General features: G+C 69.2%; 10 protein-coding genes. 6 read left to right on the forward strand and 4 right to left on the reverse strand.

Annotated features, from left to right (window positions below):
- Positions 1–15: 15 nt before the first annotated feature.
- A complete protein-coding gene (locus OV208_RS17735; RefSeq protein ID WP_267575014.1) occupies positions 16–1,623 on the reverse strand; it encodes a hypothetical protein in 1,608 nt (535 codons plus the stop codon).
- Positions 1,624–1,913: 290 nt separating this feature from the next.
- On the opposite strand from OV208_RS17735, the gene OV208_RS17740 reads away from it, so the two are divergent.
- A complete protein-coding gene (locus tag OV208_RS17740) occupies positions 1,914–4,064 on the forward strand; it encodes a M13 family metallopeptidase (protein WP_267575015.1) in 2,151 nt (716 codons plus the stop codon).
- Between the two features lie 48 nt (positions 4,065–4,112).
- On the opposite strand, the gene OV208_RS17745 is transcribed toward OV208_RS17740, so the two are convergent.
- Positions 4,113–4,790 (reverse strand): O-methyltransferase, encoded by a 678-nt coding sequence (locus OV208_RS17745; protein WP_267575016.1) that lies wholly within the window; start codon positions 4,788–4,790, stop codon positions 4,113–4,115.
- Between the two features lie 148 nt (positions 4,791–4,938).
- Here OV208_RS17745 and OV208_RS17750 point away from each other — a divergent pair, with 148 nt between their 5' ends.
- The 5 genes from OV208_RS17750 (at position 4,939) to OV208_RS17770 (ending at position 10,970) form a co-directional block, all read left to right on the forward strand.
- Positions 4,939–6,171, forward strand: coding sequence for a S8 family serine peptidase (locus tag OV208_RS17750; protein ID WP_267575017.1), 1,233 nt, complete (start codon positions 4,939–4,941; stop codon positions 6,169–6,171).
- A 166-nt stretch (positions 6,172–6,337) separates the two neighbouring features.
- A complete protein-coding gene (locus tag OV208_RS17755; protein ID WP_267575018.1) occupies positions 6,338–7,531 on the forward strand; it encodes a toxin-antitoxin system YwqK family antitoxin in 1,194 nt (397 codons plus the stop codon).
- A 63-nt stretch (positions 7,532–7,594) separates the two neighbouring features.
- The gene (locus OV208_RS17760; protein ID WP_267575019.1) at positions 7,595–8,179 is read left to right on the forward strand and encodes a TetR/AcrR family transcriptional regulator; all 585 of its coding nucleotides are present in this window, start codon (positions 7,595–7,597) and stop codon (positions 8,177–8,179) included.
- Positions 8,176–9,396, forward strand: a complete 1,221-nt coding sequence (locus tag OV208_RS17765; RefSeq protein ID WP_267575020.1) for an HlyD family secretion protein — start codon at positions 8,176–8,178, stop codon at positions 9,394–9,396. Before OV208_RS17760 ends, OV208_RS17765 begins: the two co-directional genes overlap by 4 nt.
- Positions 9,393–10,970: a DHA2 family efflux MFS transporter permease subunit gene (locus OV208_RS17770; protein ID WP_267575021.1), complete on the forward strand. Its 1,578-nt coding sequence runs from the start codon at positions 9,393–9,395 to the stop codon at positions 10,968–10,970. Before OV208_RS17765 ends, OV208_RS17770 begins: the two co-directional genes overlap by 4 nt.
- Before the next feature lie 10 nt (positions 10,971–10,980).
- Here the strand turns inward: OV208_RS17770 and OV208_RS17775 are convergent, their stop codons facing one another.
- Both OV208_RS17775 and OV208_RS17780 read right to left on the reverse strand, forming a co-directional pair.
- Positions 10,981–12,594, reverse strand: coding sequence for a peptidoglycan-binding protein (locus OV208_RS17775; RefSeq protein WP_267575022.1), 1,614 nt, complete (start codon positions 12,592–12,594; stop codon positions 10,981–10,983).
- 311 nt (positions 12,595–12,905) lie between these two features.
- Positions 12,906–16,241 carry a Dauer Up-regulated gene (locus OV208_RS17780; RefSeq protein ID WP_267575023.1) on the reverse strand — a complete coding sequence of 1,112 codons (3,336 nt, stop codon included), beginning with the start codon at positions 16,239–16,241 and terminating at the stop codon, positions 12,906–12,908.
- Between the last annotated feature and the right edge of the window lie 250 nt (positions 16,242–16,491).

The raw sequence follows: 16,491 nt of genomic DNA on the forward strand, positions 1-16,491 counted from the left end.
GCGGGCGCGGCCTTCCTACTTCCGCGCCGGCACCTCGATGCGGCAGACGCTTCCCGGGGCCAGCGAGTTCGCATCCATCCACGCCGCCAGCTCGCGGTCGACGCGCTCGGCGGACGCCGCGTCGAAGCGGCGGGCGTCGTGGAGCTTCCAGCCCCGGGGCGCGTTGCCCGAATACCCGTTCACCGTGGGCACGCCGCGCGTGACGGAAGCCCACACACCGTCGAGCTGGTACTTCCACCCCTCATCGCCCCCGGACGTGGGCGCGTAGAAGAAGCTCTGGCACTCCTGCCCCACGCGAGAGGCCACCGCGTCCACGTCCGCGCGGGACTCGAACCGGTCATAGGTGGAAATGCTCAGGCCCTGCTCCAGCAGGCACAGCGCGCCCAGTCCCGCCGCCAGCGCCATGCGCCCCTGCTGGACCTGCCGCTGGAGGAACAGGGCCAGCCCCACGCTCGCGGGAATGAGCATCCACACGCCAACGCGCGCCAGGGCCCGGATGGCCGCCGCGCCGGGCACGGCCTTGAAGACGAGCCGCCAGGGGACGAGGCCCCCCGGATAGAACGAGACGAGCAGCACGGTGACGATCCACATCACGAGCAGCATCCTCACCGCCGGCCGTGCACGGCCCTGCCACAGCCCCACCACCGCCAGGACGGTCGTCACGAAGCCCATGCCCAACTGGTGTTCCCAACCCAATGGCAGACGCTGGAAGCGGCGGAAGTCATTCGTCCAGCCATACAGCCAGCTCTTCGGGCCCACGTAGAACCAGCTCCAGACGCGGGGCACCATGGGGGTGACTTCGGCGAAGTCGCGCAGCCCCACCGTGCCAATGGCCTGACGCGAGTGCAGCACGAGGGGCGCCAGCAGCGCCAGGCCCACGACACCAAAGGCCGCGAGCGCCGGAAGGTGGCGACGCAGGGACGCGAAGAGGGTGCGGCGCGTGTCCCCGAAGTCGAGCGCGAGCAGGAAGCCGAGCAGCAGGAAGAAGAAGAGGAACCAACCCCAGTAGAAGCCCGCGTAGAGCTGGGCCACGAAGGAGCCCACGAGCAGCGCGGACCACGCCACCCCGCGCCGCCGGTCCGTCTCCGGCCGGAGCAACACCAGCACCGCGCCCAGGGCGAGCAGCGTGAAGAACTGGCCGGTGAGCTGCGGATGGTTGAGCTGGTTGATGCGCGGCGCGCCCGCCGTGAAGAGCACCGCCCCCACCACCGCCGGCCCCGCGCGCAGGCCCAACCCGCGCATGAGCAGCCACACCGCCGCGGCGTAGTTGAGCGCGGACATCGTGAGGCTCCACGCCTGCCAGGACATGTCCTCGCTCAAGCCCAGCAGCCGCCACAGCCAGTAGAAGGGCGCCACACCCAGCAGCACGTCCGAGTAGGCGGCGACGTTGGGCTCGGGGTGGAACATGGGCGGGTCCCAGAAGCGCGCATGGAGCGCGTCCCCGGAGATGAACCGCCACCCGTGCTCCAGCACGTAGTGGTTGAAGCGCACGTCACCCTCATCCCCCTGGACCAGGCGGAAGCCCGACAACAGGACGGGGTGGTGCGCGAGCAGCAACGCCAGCACGCCGCCCGCGAGGGCGAAAAAGATGAAGCGGGTGCGTTCCGAGACACCGGTTTGCATGGGCAGCGGGAGCGTTAACACACCGGGTGCGTCCCCTGGAACCGGCGTGGCGCCCCCGGCGGCAAGCGTGCGTGTCGTTCCCGCGCGACTGCGCCACAGGGTGACAGGCCTCAAGACGACCGCTGTGGCGGTGACGGGAAAGCCCGGCTGGGGCGCCGCGTCACCCGCTCCCACCCGCGCCCCCGGGGATTGCCCATGAAGCCCGGGATGAAACCGCCGTTTGCGCTGTTGGCGGCGCGCCCCCGTGCGCCAGAGTGCGCCAGCCCGTTGGGGCCCTTCCAGGAGCTTTCATGACGTCCCGTTCCAGACCGCCCTTTGGCGCCGCGCGCATGACGTTTGGCGTCTGTGCGTCCGCGCTCATCACCGCCTGCGCCTCCTCCGCGCCCGCCGAGAAGCCCGTGACGCCGCCCGCGGAGGCCGCCGCCGCGCCGACCCCGCCCCCCGCCCCTCCCAAGCCGGTGTACGGCACCTTCGGCATCGACACGCCGGGCATGGACACGGCCGTGGCGCCGGGCGACGACTTCTACCGCTACGTCAACGGCAAGTGGCAGGACACGACGGAGATCCCCGCCGACCGCTCCTCGATGGGCATGTTCACCCGGCTGGCCGAAGAGGCCTCGAAGCAGACGCGCGAGCTGCTGGAGACCGCCGCGAAGTCAGACGCCGCCCCGGGCAGCGAGGATCGCAAGCTGGGTGACTACTTCGCGAGCTTCATGGACGAGGCGGGCATCGAGGCCCGGGGCATCACCCCGCTGAAGCCGGAGCTGGAGCGCATCACGGCGGTCGCTACCCGCAAGGACCTGTCCACGCTCCTGGGCACCACCCTGCGCGCGGACGTGGACGCGCTCAACACCGGGCAGACCACCACCGAACGCCTCTTCGGATTCTGGGTGGCGGAGGACCTGAACGAGCCTTCCCGCTACGCCGCGTACCTGCTCCAGGGCGGCCTGGGACTGCCGGACCGCGACTTCTATCTGGTGGACTCGCCGCGCTTCAAGGAGGTGCGGGAGAAGTACCAGCAGCACATCGCCGTGCAGTTGAAGAACGCGGGCATCGCCGACAGCGACGCGAAGGCCCGCGCCATCTACGCGTTGGAGAAGAAGATCGCCAAGGCCCACTGGTCCGCCCAGGACACGCAGGACGTGGCCAAGGTGAACAACTCCTGGAAGCAGGCGGACTTCGCGAGCAAGGCCCCCGGCATGGACTGGGCCGCGTGGTTCGCCAGCGCGGGGCTTGCCCAGCAGGAGGCATTCATCGTCTGGCAGCCGAGCGCGCTGAGCGGCATCTCCCGCCTCGTGGGCAGCGAGCCCCTCCAGACGTGGAAGGACTACCTGACCTTCCACGCCATCGCGCGCAAGACGTCCGTGCTGCCCAAGGCGTTCGTCGACGCGGGCTTCGAGTTCAACGGCAAGACGCTCTCCGGCGCGCAGCAACTGCGTGAGCGCTGGAAGCGCGGCGTGGAATCCACCAACCACGCCATGGGCGAGGCCGTGGGCAAGCGTTACGTGGAGAAGCACTTCCCGCCCCAGGCCAAGGCCGAGGCGGACGTCATGGTCCGCAACATCCTGGCCGCGCTGGGCCGCCACATCGAAGCGCTGGAGTGGATGTCGCCGGAGACCAAGGCGCGGGCCCAGGAGAAGCTGGGCACGGTGCAGGTGGGCATTGGCCACCCGGACACCTGGCGCGACTACTCCGCGCTGGAGATCATCAAGGGTGACGCCTTCGGCAACGCCGAGCGCGCGGACCTCTTCGAGTACCACCGCAACGTCGCCAAGCTGGGCAAGCCCGTGGACCGCAAGGAATGGTTCATGACGCCGCAGGAGGTCAACGCGCTCAACTCGCCGCAGCAGAACTCCATCATCTTCCCGGCCTCCATCCTCCAGGCCCCCTTCTTCGATCCGAACGCCGACCCGGCCGTGAACTACGGCGGCATCGGTGCCGTCATCGGCCACGAAATCATCCACAGCTTCGACGACGTGGGCGCGCAGTTCGACGCGAAGGGGAAGCTGGCTAACTGGTGGACGCCCAAGGACCTGCAGCGGTTCAAGGCCGCGGGCAAGGCGCTCGCCGCCCAGTACAACGCCTACCGCCCGCTGCCCGACATGACGGTGAATGGGGAGCTGACCCTGGGCGAGAACATCGCCGACGTGGCCGGTGTCTCCATCTCCCATGACGCCTACGTGATGTCGCTGGGAGACAAGCCCGCGGTCACGAAGGACGGCTTCACCGGCGAGCAGCGCTTCTTCCTCGGCTTCGCCCAGGTGTGGCGCAACAAGTTCCGTGAACCGCTGCTGCGCCGCCTGCTGGTGACGGACGGCCATTCCCCCGGCCCGTACCGCACCGCCACCGTGCGCAACGTGGACGCGTGGTACCAGGCGTTCGACGTGAAGCCCGGCCAGGGCCTCTTCCTCACGCCCGAGCAGCGCGTGAAGGTCTGGTAGTCATTGCCTGCACCGGGCGCACGAATGCAGTGCGCCCGGTGCGCGACGCTACGCCGGTCCGCCCGTGACGAGCGCCAGCGAGAAGCCGTCATGGCCCTTGCTGCCCACCGTCTGCACGGCGGTGGCGCTCACGCGGGGTTCTGCGGCCACGGCCTCGTAGAAGCGGCGCATGCCCTGGACGTTCGCGTCGGTGCTCGCCGCGTCGATGATGCCGCCCTTGCGCACGACGTTGTCCGTGAGGATGACGCTGCCCTGGCGCGACAGCTTGAGCGCCCACGCGAAGTACTCCGCCGTGTTCACCTTGTCCGCGTCGATGAACGTCAGGTCGAACGGCGCCTGCCCCTCCTTCGCCAGTTGGGGCAGCGTCTCCAGGGCAGGGCCCACCCGCACCTCCACCACGTCGGACAGGCCCGCGCGGGCGAAGTTCTCCCGGGCCACCTCCGCGTGCTTCGGCACCGCCTCCAGCGTGATGATGCGGCCCCCGGGCGGCAGCGCCCGCGCGAGCCACAGGGTGCTGTAGCCCCCCAGCGTGCCCACCTCCAGGATGCGGCGCGCGCCGTGAATCTGGGCCAGGAGCATCAGCAACTTCCCCTGGTTGGGCGCCACGTTGATGGCCGGCAGCCCCGCCTGCGCGCTCGACTCCAGCGCGGCCTCCAGCAGGGCGTCCGGTGCCACCAGGTGGTCGGTGATGTAGCGGTCGACGGCGGTCCACTGCTCCTGGCTCATGCGTCCTCCTCCGTGGAATTTCGACCTTCTCTAACGCCCGGCTTCCTCCCAGGTGCACCCGGAAAACAAATGCAACGAAACTTAAAATAGGGACAGGCGACAATGTGGGAGTCAGTGGCCGCTCCGCATCCCCCCACGGAGGAACACCATGGAAATCAACCGCAAGTCGCCCGCTTCCGTCGCCCCCACTGCCCGTACCGGTGAGACCTCCCGCGCGGAAGCCCCGAAGGCCAAGCCCCTCACGGTGCGTGACGGCTTCGAGACCCGGGGTGCGCGCCCCACCAACTTCGTGGACCGCCCCACGGGCCGTCCTTCGGCCCCGGCGGGCGGCCTGCCGGCGTCGGCCTTCGCCTTCGGTTCGTCCAACGTCGCGGTGAAGCCGGACGCGAACAAGGTCATCGACGCGAAGAAGGTGGACCCGTCGCAGCCGAAGCCCAAGCCGTCGGGCGATCCGGTCATCGCGGTCATCGACGGTGGCGTGGACTTCAAGCACACGGACCTGGACGACGCGATGTGGACGAACCCCGGCGAAATCGACGGGGACGGCATCGACAACGACGGCAACGGCGTCAAGGACGACATCCACGGCTTCAACGTGGGCACCGGCGAAGGCGACCCGTTCAAGGGTGAGGGCACGGACCACGGCACGCACGTGGCGGGCATCATCGCGGCCGAGGACAACGGCGAGGGCAACACCGGCATCGCGGCCGGCAAGGCGAAGATCCTGAGCGTGGGCGGCCTGTACGACGGCGCCGACCTGCTCACCAACTTCGAGCGCTCGGTGGACTACCTGGTGAATCTCAAGACGGAGCAGGGCGTGAACATCCGCGCCGCCAACGCGAGCTTCGGCAACACGTACCGCTCCCCCGCGGACCAGGCGCGCTGGACCGCGGCGGTGCAGAAGCTGGCGGACGCGGACATCCTGCTGGTCGCGGCCACGGCGAACGGCAACGGCAGCAACATGAACAACGTGGCGGACATGCCCGCCAACATCGACCTGCCCAACGTCATCACCATCGCGTCGATGGACAAGAACAACGACAAGCTGGCGCGCTTCTCGTCGCACGGCGACAAGGTCGTGGACCTGGCCGCGGTGGGCGAGGACGTGCTCAGCACCGTGCCGGGCAACAAGTGGGAGGAGATGAGCGGCACCTCCATGGCGACGCCGACGGTGGCCGCCACCGCCGCGCGCATGTTCGCTGAGAACCCGGACCTGACGGCCGTGCAGGTGCGCGACCTGCTCCTCAAGACGGTGGAGCTGGATCCGGACCTCAAGGGCAAGGTCATCACCGGCGGCAAGCTGGACATCGACGCCGCCATCCAGGCCGCGAAGGACACCGTCGTCGCGAAGCCCGAGCAGCCCGCCGTCGCCGCGCGCTAGTCAGAACTTGGCGCCATGAGTTCCGGGCCGGGTGCGCTTCGAGCGTGCCCGGCCCGTTGTCTTTTCACGGCGTGAAGCGCGCCGCGTTGGCGAGCACGGTTCCTGCGCACCGGCCCGCGAGGCTAGGGTTGGCGTGAAACCTTCCGCCTCCTTTCGTGGAAACCCCATGCGCGCGCCTCCCGTCCTACGCCTCCTCGTGCTCTCCGCCTCCCTGTCCGCCCTGCCCTCCTGGGCCGTGGAGGACTGCTCTTTCAAGGGCCAATCCATCAACCTGGACAACGGCAACTCGACCGCGAAGCTCACCGGCACCGTGCGCTGCGTGGACCGGGACACAAAGAAGGAGACGCACACCGTCTCATACCGCGACGGCAAGAAGGACGGCTGGGAGGTGCGCCGCTGGTCCGACGGCCGGGCCGTGGAACAGGAGTACAAGGCCGACAAGCGACACGGCGGCTTCAAGCGCTTCGAAGACGGCCGGCTGGTGGAGACCTCCACCTACGCCGACGACAACGAGCGCGGCGAAGGCCAGCGCTACCACCCCAACGGCAAGCTGTCCCGGCGCTTCGACCGGCAGCCGGAAGACGCGAAGAGCACCTACGCGGACTACGACGAGACTGGGCGGTTGAATGAAGCCGGCTGTGGCCTCCAGTCCTCGCGCGAGGCGGGCATCAAGGACTGCGTCTGGAAGGGCACCTCCCCGCTCGTGTTCTTCCACGCGAACGGCCAGAAGCGCTCCGTCATCCCCCTGAAGAACGGCCTGCGCGAAGGCGTGACGGAGTCGTTCGACGCCCAGGGCCAGCGCACCAGCACCACCGCCTACGCCGCGGGCCTGCGCGACGGGCTGAACACCGAGTACTCCAGCGGGACCCCTCGCCGCTCGACGACGTACGCCAAGGGGCAGATGGAGGGCGACGAGACGGAGTACTTCAAGGACGGCTCCAAGAAGCTCGTCACCACCTGGAAGGACCGCAAGAAGCTCAAGCGCGTGGAGTTCTTCCAGAACGGCGAGCGCAAGAGCGAGTTCGTCGTCACCGGCGAGCGCGCGGTGGACTCCCAGTTCAACGACGACGGCTCGCTGAGCCAGCGACAGGCCCAGGCCCTGGATGAAGGCAAGTATCGCTTCGAGCCCGACGGTGTGACGGAGTCCTTCTTCCCTGACGGTGGCGTGCAGTCGCGCGAGCACTACGTCCAGGGCCGGTCCGAAGGCCAGCGCCAGGTCTGGGCCGAGAACGGCGTCCTCGTGGAGGACTCGCAGTGGGCGAAGGACCGCGTCACGGCGCGCAAGCGCTGGAACCCGGACGGCGGACTCGTGGAGGACGACACCTTCTACGAGGACGGCTCGCGCAAGAAGAAGCCCTGAGCCAGCCCGCTCCCCACGTCGCCTTGACGGATGATGGTCGAAATATTACGAATATCATCCAACATGACCCAGAAGACGGAACAGAAGCAGAAGTCGCACGACGCCATCCTCGCGTCCGCCGCCACGTTGCTGTTGGAGCGGGGCATCCAGGCCAGCTCCATCATGGACGTGATGAAGGGGGCGGGGCTCACGGTGGGGGGCTTCTACGGGCACTTCGAGTCGAAGGAGCATCTGTTCACGGAGACCCTTCGGGGCACCGCCCGCGCGGTGTGGAACAAGCTCTTGCACAAGGCGAAGGAGGACGCGCCCGACGCGCCCGCGCTGAAGGTGCTGGAGCGCTACCTGTCGCGCAAGCACCGCGACGCCGTCACGCCCACCTGTCCCCTGCCCAGCATCACCGCCGACGTGGCGCGCTCTGGAGAGCCCTACCGGGGCGCGCTGGAGTCGGAGCTTCAGCAGTTCGTCCAGTCGTTCGCGGAGCTGCTGGGCCCCAACGCGCGCCACCGCGAGAAGGCCCTGGCGGCCGTCGCGCTCATGTACGGCGCCCTGTCGCTGTCGCGCGCCATCCAGGGCACGAAGCTGTCGGATGACTTCCTGGAGGCCGCGAAGAAGTGGGGCGCGCAGTGGGTGGCGAAGGAGGACGCATGAGCGCCGTGGCCGCCCTCCCCTCCCCGGCGGTGCCCGCCACTCCCGCCCCGAAGGAGCGCCGCCGCACGCCGCTGCTCATGAGCTCACTGGCGGTGGGCGCGGGGCTGCTCGCGGGTGGGTGGTGGCTCCTGCACCGGGGGCAGCAGACGACGGACGATGCCCAGGCCGAAGGCCGGGTGATGAACGTGGCCTCGCGCGTGGCGGGCCAGGTGCGCCGCGTGCCCGTGATGGACAACCAGCGCGTGGAGGCGGGCCAGGTGCTGGTGGAGCTGGATCCGGAGGACTTCGCCGCCCGGCTCGCCGCGGCCCGCGCGGACCTGCTCGCCGCGAGAGCTTCCGCCGACAACGCGAAGGCGGCCCTGGCCCTCACCGAACGGACCGCGCCCGCGTCGCTCGCCCAGGCGGAGGGCAGCCTCACCTCCGCCACCTCCACGCTGGAGTCCGCGAAGGCCGCCATCGCGCAGGCGGACGCGGAGGTCGCCGCCGCGGTGTCACGCCAGCTCTTCGCGGCCACGAACCTGCGCCGCGCGCGGACGCTCTTCGAACAGAAGGCCCTGGCCCAGGCGGACGTGGACCTGCGGCAGACGGAGCTCGACGCGGCGGACGCGCAGTTGGAGCAGGCGCGGGCCCGGCGGGTTTCCGCGGACGCCCATGTGGCGGGCTCGCACGGAGGCGTGACGCTGGCGAAGGGACGTCTGAGCGCGGCCCAGACGACCGGCGAACAGTTGGCCGCGGCGCGCGCCGTGCTCGCCCTGGCGGAGGCGCGGGTGCAGCAGGCGGAGGCCGCCGTGCGGCTTTCGGAGCTGAACCTCTCCTACGCCACGGTGCGCGCCGCGCGGTCCGGCGTGGTGTCGCGCCGCTCCGTCGAGGAAGGCCAGACAGTGAGCCCGGAGCGGTCGCTGATGGCCATCGTCCCGCGCGATGACGTCTGGGTGGTGGCGAACTTCAAGGAGGACCAGTTGGAGCGCGTGCGGCCCGGCCAGCGGGCGCGGGTGCGCTTCGACATGTACGGGCGGCGCGACTTCCCGGGCCACGTGGAGAGCCTGTCCCACGGCACCGGTTCCCGCTTCGCGCTGCTGCCGCCAGACAACGCCAGCGGCAACTTCGTGAAGGTCGTGCAGCGGGTGCCGGTGCTCATCCGCCTGGACGGCGCCCTGGACGTGGAGCTGCGCCCGGGCATGAGCGCCGAGGCCACCGTCTACACGGACGCGCCATGAGCGCGGCCACGGCCACCGCCGGCGAGGAAGCCACGCTGCTGACGGGCAACAAGACGCTCATCACGATGGGCGCCATGTTCGCCGGGCTGATGGCCTTCCTGGACATCTCCATCGTCAACGTGGGGCTCAACGACATCCGCGCGAGCTTCGGCACCCCGTTGGATCAGATCGCCTGGGTGTCCACCGCGTACGCGATGGCGAACATCACCATCATCCCGCTGTCTGGCTGGCTGCTGAAGCGCTTCGGCTTCCGGCGCTACTACACCGCGTCCATCCTCATATTCACCGCCGCGAGCGTGCTGTGCGGCCTGGCGTGGGACCTGCCGTCGCTGGTGCTGTTCCGCGTGCTCCAGGGCCTGGGCGGCGGCGCCATCATCCCCACGTCCCAGAGCGTGCTGTTCTCCCGCTACCCGGAGCGCCAGCACGGCATGGCGGGCGCGCTGTTCGGCATGGGCGCCATCACCGGGCCGCTCCTGGGCCCCACGCTGGGCGGCTACCTCATCGACCTGTCGTCCTGGCACTGGATCTTCCTCATCAACGTCCCCTTCGGCCTCTTCTCCGCCTGGGTCGCGTGGAAGCACCTGAAGCAGCCCGGCTTCACGCCGGAGCGCGCGCCGGTGGACCGCTTCGGCATCGCGCTGCTCGCGGTGGGCATGGTGTCCATGCAGTACGTGCTGGAGGAGGGCAACCGCGAGGGCTGGTTTGAAAGCGCCACCATCACCGTGCTCGCCTGCGTGGCGGTCATCAGCCTGGTGGGGTTCGTGAGCCACGAATTGGAGACACGCCACCCGGTGGTGGAGCTGCGCATCTTCCTCAACCGGGCCTATGCCGCGGCGACCGGGCTCAACTTCCTCATCGGGACGGCCATCTTCGCGGGGTCCCTGCTCCTGTCGCTCTACTGCGGCACGGTGATGCACTACCGGGCGCTCGACATCGGGAAGGTGTTCCTCTTCGGCAGTTGGATCCAACTGCTCATCTTCCCGCTGGCCGGGCGGCTGGTGACTCGCGTGGATCCGCGCAAGCTGCTGGTGGTGGCCAACGTCGGCATCTTCACCAGCCTGTGGCTCAACGCCCACCTGACGGCCCAGGCGGACATGACCACCCTGGTGACGCCGCTGTTCATCCGGGCGGTGGGAACGGGCTTCGGCTTCGTCCCGCTCACCTTCCTCGCCGTCACCGCGCTGCCCGCCTCCCAGCGTCCGGGCGGCACCGCGCTCTTCAGCCTCACCCGCGAGCTGGGGGCCTCCATCGGCACCGCGTGGATGAGCACCCTCCTGGACCGGGAGTCTCACCGCGCCTACGCGGCCATCACCCAGCACGTGGACGCCTACAACCCGTGGGTCCAGGAGCAGCTGTCCCTGATGCGAGCGGGCCCGGGCAACCGGCTCTTCGCGCCCGACGCCGCCGCGCTCACGGTGCTGCAACACCGCATCAGCGAACAGGCGCTGGTGATGGCCTTCAACAGCGGCTTCCTGTTCCTGGCCCTCACCTTCCTGGCCGCGTCGGTGCTCATCGTCTTCATGAAAAAGCCCGGTCCGTCACCGGACCGGGCTTCACTTGACGGGGCTCACTGAGCCGACTTCATCAGTCGCGCTGGATGGCGCCCTTCGGGACCAGGATGACGACTTCCTTGCAGTCCGAGTAGATGATGGACGGCATGTCCTTGTAGTTGTGCGTCGTCTTGCCGCCGTTGCGCACGATGCCCATGTCGTTGCCCTTCGAGCCGCCGCTGTAGTCCCAACCGTGGCGCGACTGGAAGATGATGGCGCCGTCCGGGACCTTGCCTTCCGCGACGAGCTTCTTGTACTGGTCCGCGGTCACCACGTTCGCGGTGGCGTTGCCGTACGGGCTCTTGATGGTCTGCTGACGCGCGCCGGGGAACGGGATGGAGTCCCAGCCCTTACGCAGCATCTGCGCCATGCCGCCGCGCGGGTTGTTCGGGTCGTTGCCCGTCGCCGCGGGGGTGTTCGGGATGCCCAGGCGACCCATGTTGTCCAGCGTCGTGCGCACGCAGTAGCCCGTCGCGCCGTTGTTCAGGGGCGAGGTGGCCAGCTTCTTCAGCGTGGGGTCGTTCGTGTTGATGCGGACGCCGTTGCCCAGCACCGCGCCGTTGTTGTTCGTCGCGCCGGTGTTGTTGTTGGTGTTCGTGCCGGTCGTCGTGGTGCCGGGCTTCACGCCGCCCGTCGTGTTGCCGGTGTTCGTCGTGTTGCCGGTGTTCGTGCCGCCGCGGGTGTTCTGCAGCGTCTGGAGCGTGGTGGGACCCACGTGACCTTCCGCCGTGCCCGGGCGCAGGTCGTGGGCCTTCTGGAACGCCGCCACGGCCTTCGCGGTGACGGGGCCGTACTTGCCGTCCGCCGGGATGCCCAGCATCTCCTGGATCTGCTTCACCGCGGGGCCCTGCATGCCCTCGCTCAGCTTCACGCCGCCGGCCTTCACCTGCTCCAGCGACGGCGCCGTCGTCCAGCGCTTGGGACCGGCCTGCTCGAAGGAGTCCTTGGTCTGCGCGGGACGCTGCGTGGTGGTGGAGGGCTGCGTGGGGGTGTTCGTGCCCGTCGCCCCGCCGAAGCTCGGCGCCAGCGCCTGCGCGCGCGCCCAGACGTCGTTGGAGTAGTCGTTGCCCGTGGTGCCCTGGTCCATGCCGGCCAGCGTGCGCACGTTGCCAGTGCCGGAGTTGTACGCCGCCACCGCGCCGCGCAGCTGCTGCGCCTCGGACCAGTCCGGGTGGTCCTTCTTCACGGTGTTGAGCATGCCCTTGAGGATGCCCGCCGCCTGGTCGATGTGCGCGGCGCTGGTGGGCCCGCCCTGCGTCTGGTGATAGCGGTGATCCACCTGCATCACACCAAAGCCGTTGCCGCCGTCACCGTGGCCCGTCTTGTCCAGGGCCGCGCCACCGCGCGACTCGCGGCTCGCGATGGCCGCCAGCAGCGCCGGGGGCACGCCGTGCTTCGCCGCCGCCGACTCAATGGCCGCCTTGAACGGGAGGATCCGCTTGAGGTCCGCCTGCGCCATCTTCGTCGACGCCGCCACACCCGGCTGCAGCCCGTCCTGACGCGCCGTGCGCGCCGAAGCGCCCGTCGGCGTGTACTGCGAGAGGATGGCGTTCGGGTTCGCGGCGCCATTGCGCGCGGACGTCGCCGTCACTGACTGGGAACGAGTCGAGTTCGTGCGCTGGGACGTGGTGGTCGCGGAGAGGCTCATGCGGGGATTCCTCGGTAGCGGCTGTGATTCCTGTCCCGATTATCCAGATCACTCCTGGTGAGTTGCGTGAGATCTGAAATTTAAGATCTCACAGTTTAATCTGAGTGAAACTTTCCGCTCAAACCTGTCTGGTCTGCAATGTCTGTCACAACCCAGTCACAGGCGGGTCATAAGCACACCGAGGGTCTGCGTAGCTTCACATCCGATGACGCACCGCGATTAACGGAAAGATCCAGCGAGGCCCGAAAATGAAACGGGGCCTGCTCCCGAATTGGGAACAGGCCCCGTCAGGGCGGAAATTTACAAACGGGCTAGATGAAGGGGACGCCCGGGATGTCGTCGGGGATCAGGTCGCCCAGGAAGTCCTTCACGGAGTTGAAGGCGTCACCGGCCAGTTTTCCCACCTCGCCCGGCAGGTTCGCGAGGCCCTCCAGCGCGTCCTTGGCCGTTTCGATGCCCTTGCGCGCCAGATCATCCAGGTGCCCCACGGCGGCCTCCGCGAGCTGTCCGCCCGCGCCGGCCAGGTCCTTGAGCGCGTCCACGCCCGCGTCGCCCAGGTCCGCGACGGCGACGAGCAGCTCCTTGCCGCCTTCGGTGAGGTTGTCCTTCCAGGCCTTGGCGACGTTGGTGAAGGCCTCCACTCCGTCCTTGAGCAGATCCTTGGCGAAGTCCTTGGCCCACGTCACGCGGTTGTCGACGAAGTCCTTGATGGCGGTGGCCGCGGCCTTGGCCGCCTCGCCGCCCTTGCGGGCCAGGGACGACAGCGTGCTTCCCACCCACTCCCCCGCCTTGGAGAGGGCCTCGCCCGGGTTGGCCGCGATGTACTTCAGCGTCTCCACGGCCTTCTCGCCCGCGTTGGCCAGGCCCTTCACCAGGCTCTCCGCCATCTGGACGCCCTGGGCGCCCAGGTCCTTCACGGAGTCCCAGGCCTTCTTGGCCAGCTCACCGCCCTTGGCCAGGACGTCGGTGAGGGCCTCCTTGGCCTTGGTGGCGGCCTCGCCGGGGTTGGCGGCCGTCCAGGCCAGCAGCTCCAGGCCCTTCTCGCCCAGCTCCTTCGCCTTGTTCACCGTGTCGTTGACGAGCGTCGTCGCGCCCTGGATGAGCTCCTTCGCCTTCTCCTTCGCGGCGCCGGTGAGCTTGTCGTAGCCGGCCTTCAGGTCGTTCAGCGTGGAGACGGCCTTCTTGTAGAGGTCCTTGCCGGCCTGGGTGGCCAGGTCCACGCCCGAGTCGACGATGCTCTTGATGCCGTCGAGCGCCTTCTTCGCCGCCGCGCCCGGGTTCTGGGCGATGTACTTCAGCGTCTCCAGGCCCTTCTCGCCCAGCTTCTTCGCCTCGTCGACGACGCTGCCCAGGACCTTCTGGGCCTCCTTCGCCAGCTCGCCACCCTTCTCGATGGCGGTGTTGAAGGCCTGGGTGGCCTGCTGCACCACGGCCTCGCCGTACTTGGACGGGTTGCGCACCACGTCCGCCAGCTTGTGGATGACGGCCGCGCCAGTCTTGAGGCCATCCCCCACGGCCTCCGCCTGCGACACGCCCACGAACTCGGCGAGCTTCACCGCGCCCTTGGCCCCCTTCTCCACGCCCCACTGGAGCAGCTGCGCGGCGCCCTCCGGCCCGTAGTACGCGGCCATGTGCGCCAGCCCCGCCGGGCCCTGGGCCGCGGCGCCGGCGATGTTCACGGCCTTCATCCAGTCCGGGGCCTTGTAGCCCTTGGGGTCGGCCTCGTACTTCGCCTTCTCCTGGCTGAAGCCGATGTCCATCGCCAGTTCGGCGGCGCCCAGCAGCACGCTGGCGCCCACGTCGACGGCCACGCCCACGCCCGTGAGGTCCAACGCGATGCCCAGGGCCCCGTCCGCGGCGTTCAGCGCCGCGATGGTGTGCGCGAAGTAGCCCAGGTCGTTGTTCTTGCCGTGCAGGTCCAGCGATTCCTTCTCGTACTTCACCGCGTCGATGGCGTTGGGCAGCGCGCCCGCCACCGGGACGACCTTCGCCAGGTTCTTGAAGACCTTGCTGGCCACCTCGGCGGTGATCTCCACGCCGACCTTGCCCAGCACCTTCTCCATCACCTTGAGGCCCTGGCCCACGAGCTTGCTGCCCGCCTTGTCCAGCAGCGGGCCCAGGCCCTTCATCGTCGTGTTGAGCGCGTCCGCGCCCACGCCATCGGTGAACTTGAGCAGCGCCTTGAGCGCGCCGGAGTCCATCTGCGTCACGGCCTTGGCCAGCACCTTGCCCGCGTCGTCATCCAGCTTGCCGACCAGCTTCGTCAATTGTTCGGCCGTCTTCGGGTCGGAGAGCGCCTCGTTGAGGACCTTGTGCTCCAGGCCGCCCAGGGCGCTCACCAGCCGCTTGCCGGCGGCGGCATCCAGCGTGTCCAGTTGGCCCACCAGCGCATCCAGCGCCTTGGGGTCGGTGATGCCCTTGATGACGGACTCCAGCGACTCCGGGCCGCCCAGCTTCGTGGCGGTGGCGGTGAGCTTCTCCAACTGCTGGGGCGTGAGCTTCGATGCCAGCGAAGGATCCAACCCCTTCACCGCCACCTCCGCCAACCGAGTGCCCTGCTGGGCCACGTCCGCCGCGTTCTTCACGCCCGCGTTCTTCAGGAGTTCGGTGAAGGCCTTGAGGTCCTTCTTGAGGTCGGGCACCTCCGCGAGCAGCTGCGCGGCGGCCATCGCCTTGTCCTGGATGGGGGCGTTGGGATCCGCCAGGGTGATGGCGGCGCCCGCGGCGCGCAGCGAACCGTCCAGCTTGCGCAGGTCATTGGCCAGGGCCGGGAACTTGTCCCCGGCGAAGTCCTTGAGCGCCTTGCCCAGCTCCAGCGTGGCCTTCGCCTTGTCCGTGGCGGACGCGTTGGGGTCCGTCCACTTGCCAATGGCGCCCACCAGCTTCTCCGCGGCGGGCAGGCCCTTGAGCGTGGTGTCCAGCACGCCCTTGAGGTCCTCCGGCTTGAGGATGTCCCCGGCCGCCTTCGCCAGGGTGAGGCTGGCCTGGGCCTTCTCGGTCACGCTCTTCTTGGGATCGGCCAGCGTGCCCAGGGAGCTCAGCGCGTCCGGGCTGGTGGCCAGCTTCGCCAGCTTCTCGTCCTTGACGCCCAGGCGCTCCAGCGCGTTGGGGACCGTCTCCGGGAACTGCGAGGCCAGCTCGCCCAGGGCCGTGGCGCGCTCGGAGAACGTGCCGGTGCCCAGCGTGTTGAGCGCGTCGTAGGCCTTCTTGAGGTCCTCCTTGCCCTTGTCCTTCAGCTCCGGGAAGAGCTTGGGCAACTCCTCCGGCGTGGCGGGCAGCGCGTCCGCGCGGGGCGGCGGGGTCGCCTGCGGGCCCTGGCCGGCACCCGTCGCGTTGGCGGCGACCGGGGCACCGGAGGTGGTCGGGGCGAACGGCGCCGGGGACTCGCCCGTCAGCCGGTTCGCGCCACGGCTGTTGGCGTTGCCCGTGGCGAAGTCGTCCTTCTTGAAGAGCTGGACCTGGGGCTGCTTCGGCTGCTGCTTCGCGGCGTTCTGGGCAGCGGCCTTCGCGGCGGCTTCAGCGGCGGCCTTCGCGGCGGCGGCACGGGCAGCGGCTTCAGCGGCGGCGCGGGCAGCGGCGGCGGCGGCGGCGGCAGCGGCGGCGGCAGCGGCGGCGGCACCAGCGCCCCCTTCGATAGGACTGGACATGTGGAATTCCCCCTCATTCAGACGACCGAGAAAAGTTCTCGGGATTCTCTACATTTCGGGACGAATGTTGCTGAAAGGCCCCCGTTGCGACAAGGCCCCCTCCGGACAGGCCCGGTACGTTGCCACCGCTCGGACGGTTTCATCCCCCAGGCGTTTTCCGCATGACGCGCGAAGGCATACCGGACGCAATGCGTTGCCTCCGGGTTCAGGGCTTCTCACGACGCGGTGCGACAGACTGAAGGATGAATGC

The organism is Corallococcus sp. bb12-1, from assembly GCF_026626765.1.
In the GTDB taxonomy this organism is placed as follows: Bacteria; Myxococcota; Myxococcia; order Myxococcales; family Myxococcaceae; genus Corallococcus; species Corallococcus terminator.

Coding starts and splice junctions, on each gene's coding strand:
- OV208_RS17765 (WP_267575020.1), top strand. CDS start 8,176: ATGAGCGCCGTGGCCGCCCTCCCCTCCCCGGCGGTGCCCGCCACTCCC.
- OV208_RS17780 (WP_267575023.1), bottom strand. CDS start 16,241: ATGTCCAGTCCTATCGAAGGGGGCGCTGGTGCCGCCGCCGCTGCCGCC.
- OV208_RS17750 (WP_267575017.1), top strand. CDS start 4,939: ATGGAAATCAACCGCAAGTCGCCCGCTTCCGTCGCCCCCACTGCCCGT.
- OV208_RS17770 (WP_267575021.1), top strand. CDS start 9,393: ATGAGCGCGGCCACGGCCACCGCCGGCGAGGAAGCCACGCTGCTGACG.
- OV208_RS17745 (WP_267575016.1), bottom strand. CDS start 4,790: ATGAGCCAGGAGCAGTGGACCGCCGTCGACCGCTACATCACCGACCAC.
- OV208_RS17775 (WP_267575022.1), bottom strand. CDS start 12,594: ATGAGCCTCTCCGCGACCACCACGTCCCAGCGCACGAACTCGACTCGT.
- OV208_RS17735 (WP_267575014.1), bottom strand. CDS start 1,623: ATGCAAACCGGTGTCTCGGAACGCACCCGCTTCATCTTTTTCGCCCTC.
- OV208_RS17760 (WP_267575019.1), top strand. CDS start 7,595: ATGACCCAGAAGACGGAACAGAAGCAGAAGTCGCACGACGCCATCCTC.
- OV208_RS17755 (WP_267575018.1), top strand. CDS start 6,338: ATGCGCGCGCCTCCCGTCCTACGCCTCCTCGTGCTCTCCGCCTCCCTG.
- OV208_RS17740 (WP_267575015.1), top strand. CDS start 1,914: ATGACGTCCCGTTCCAGACCGCCCTTTGGCGCCGCGCGCATGACGTTT.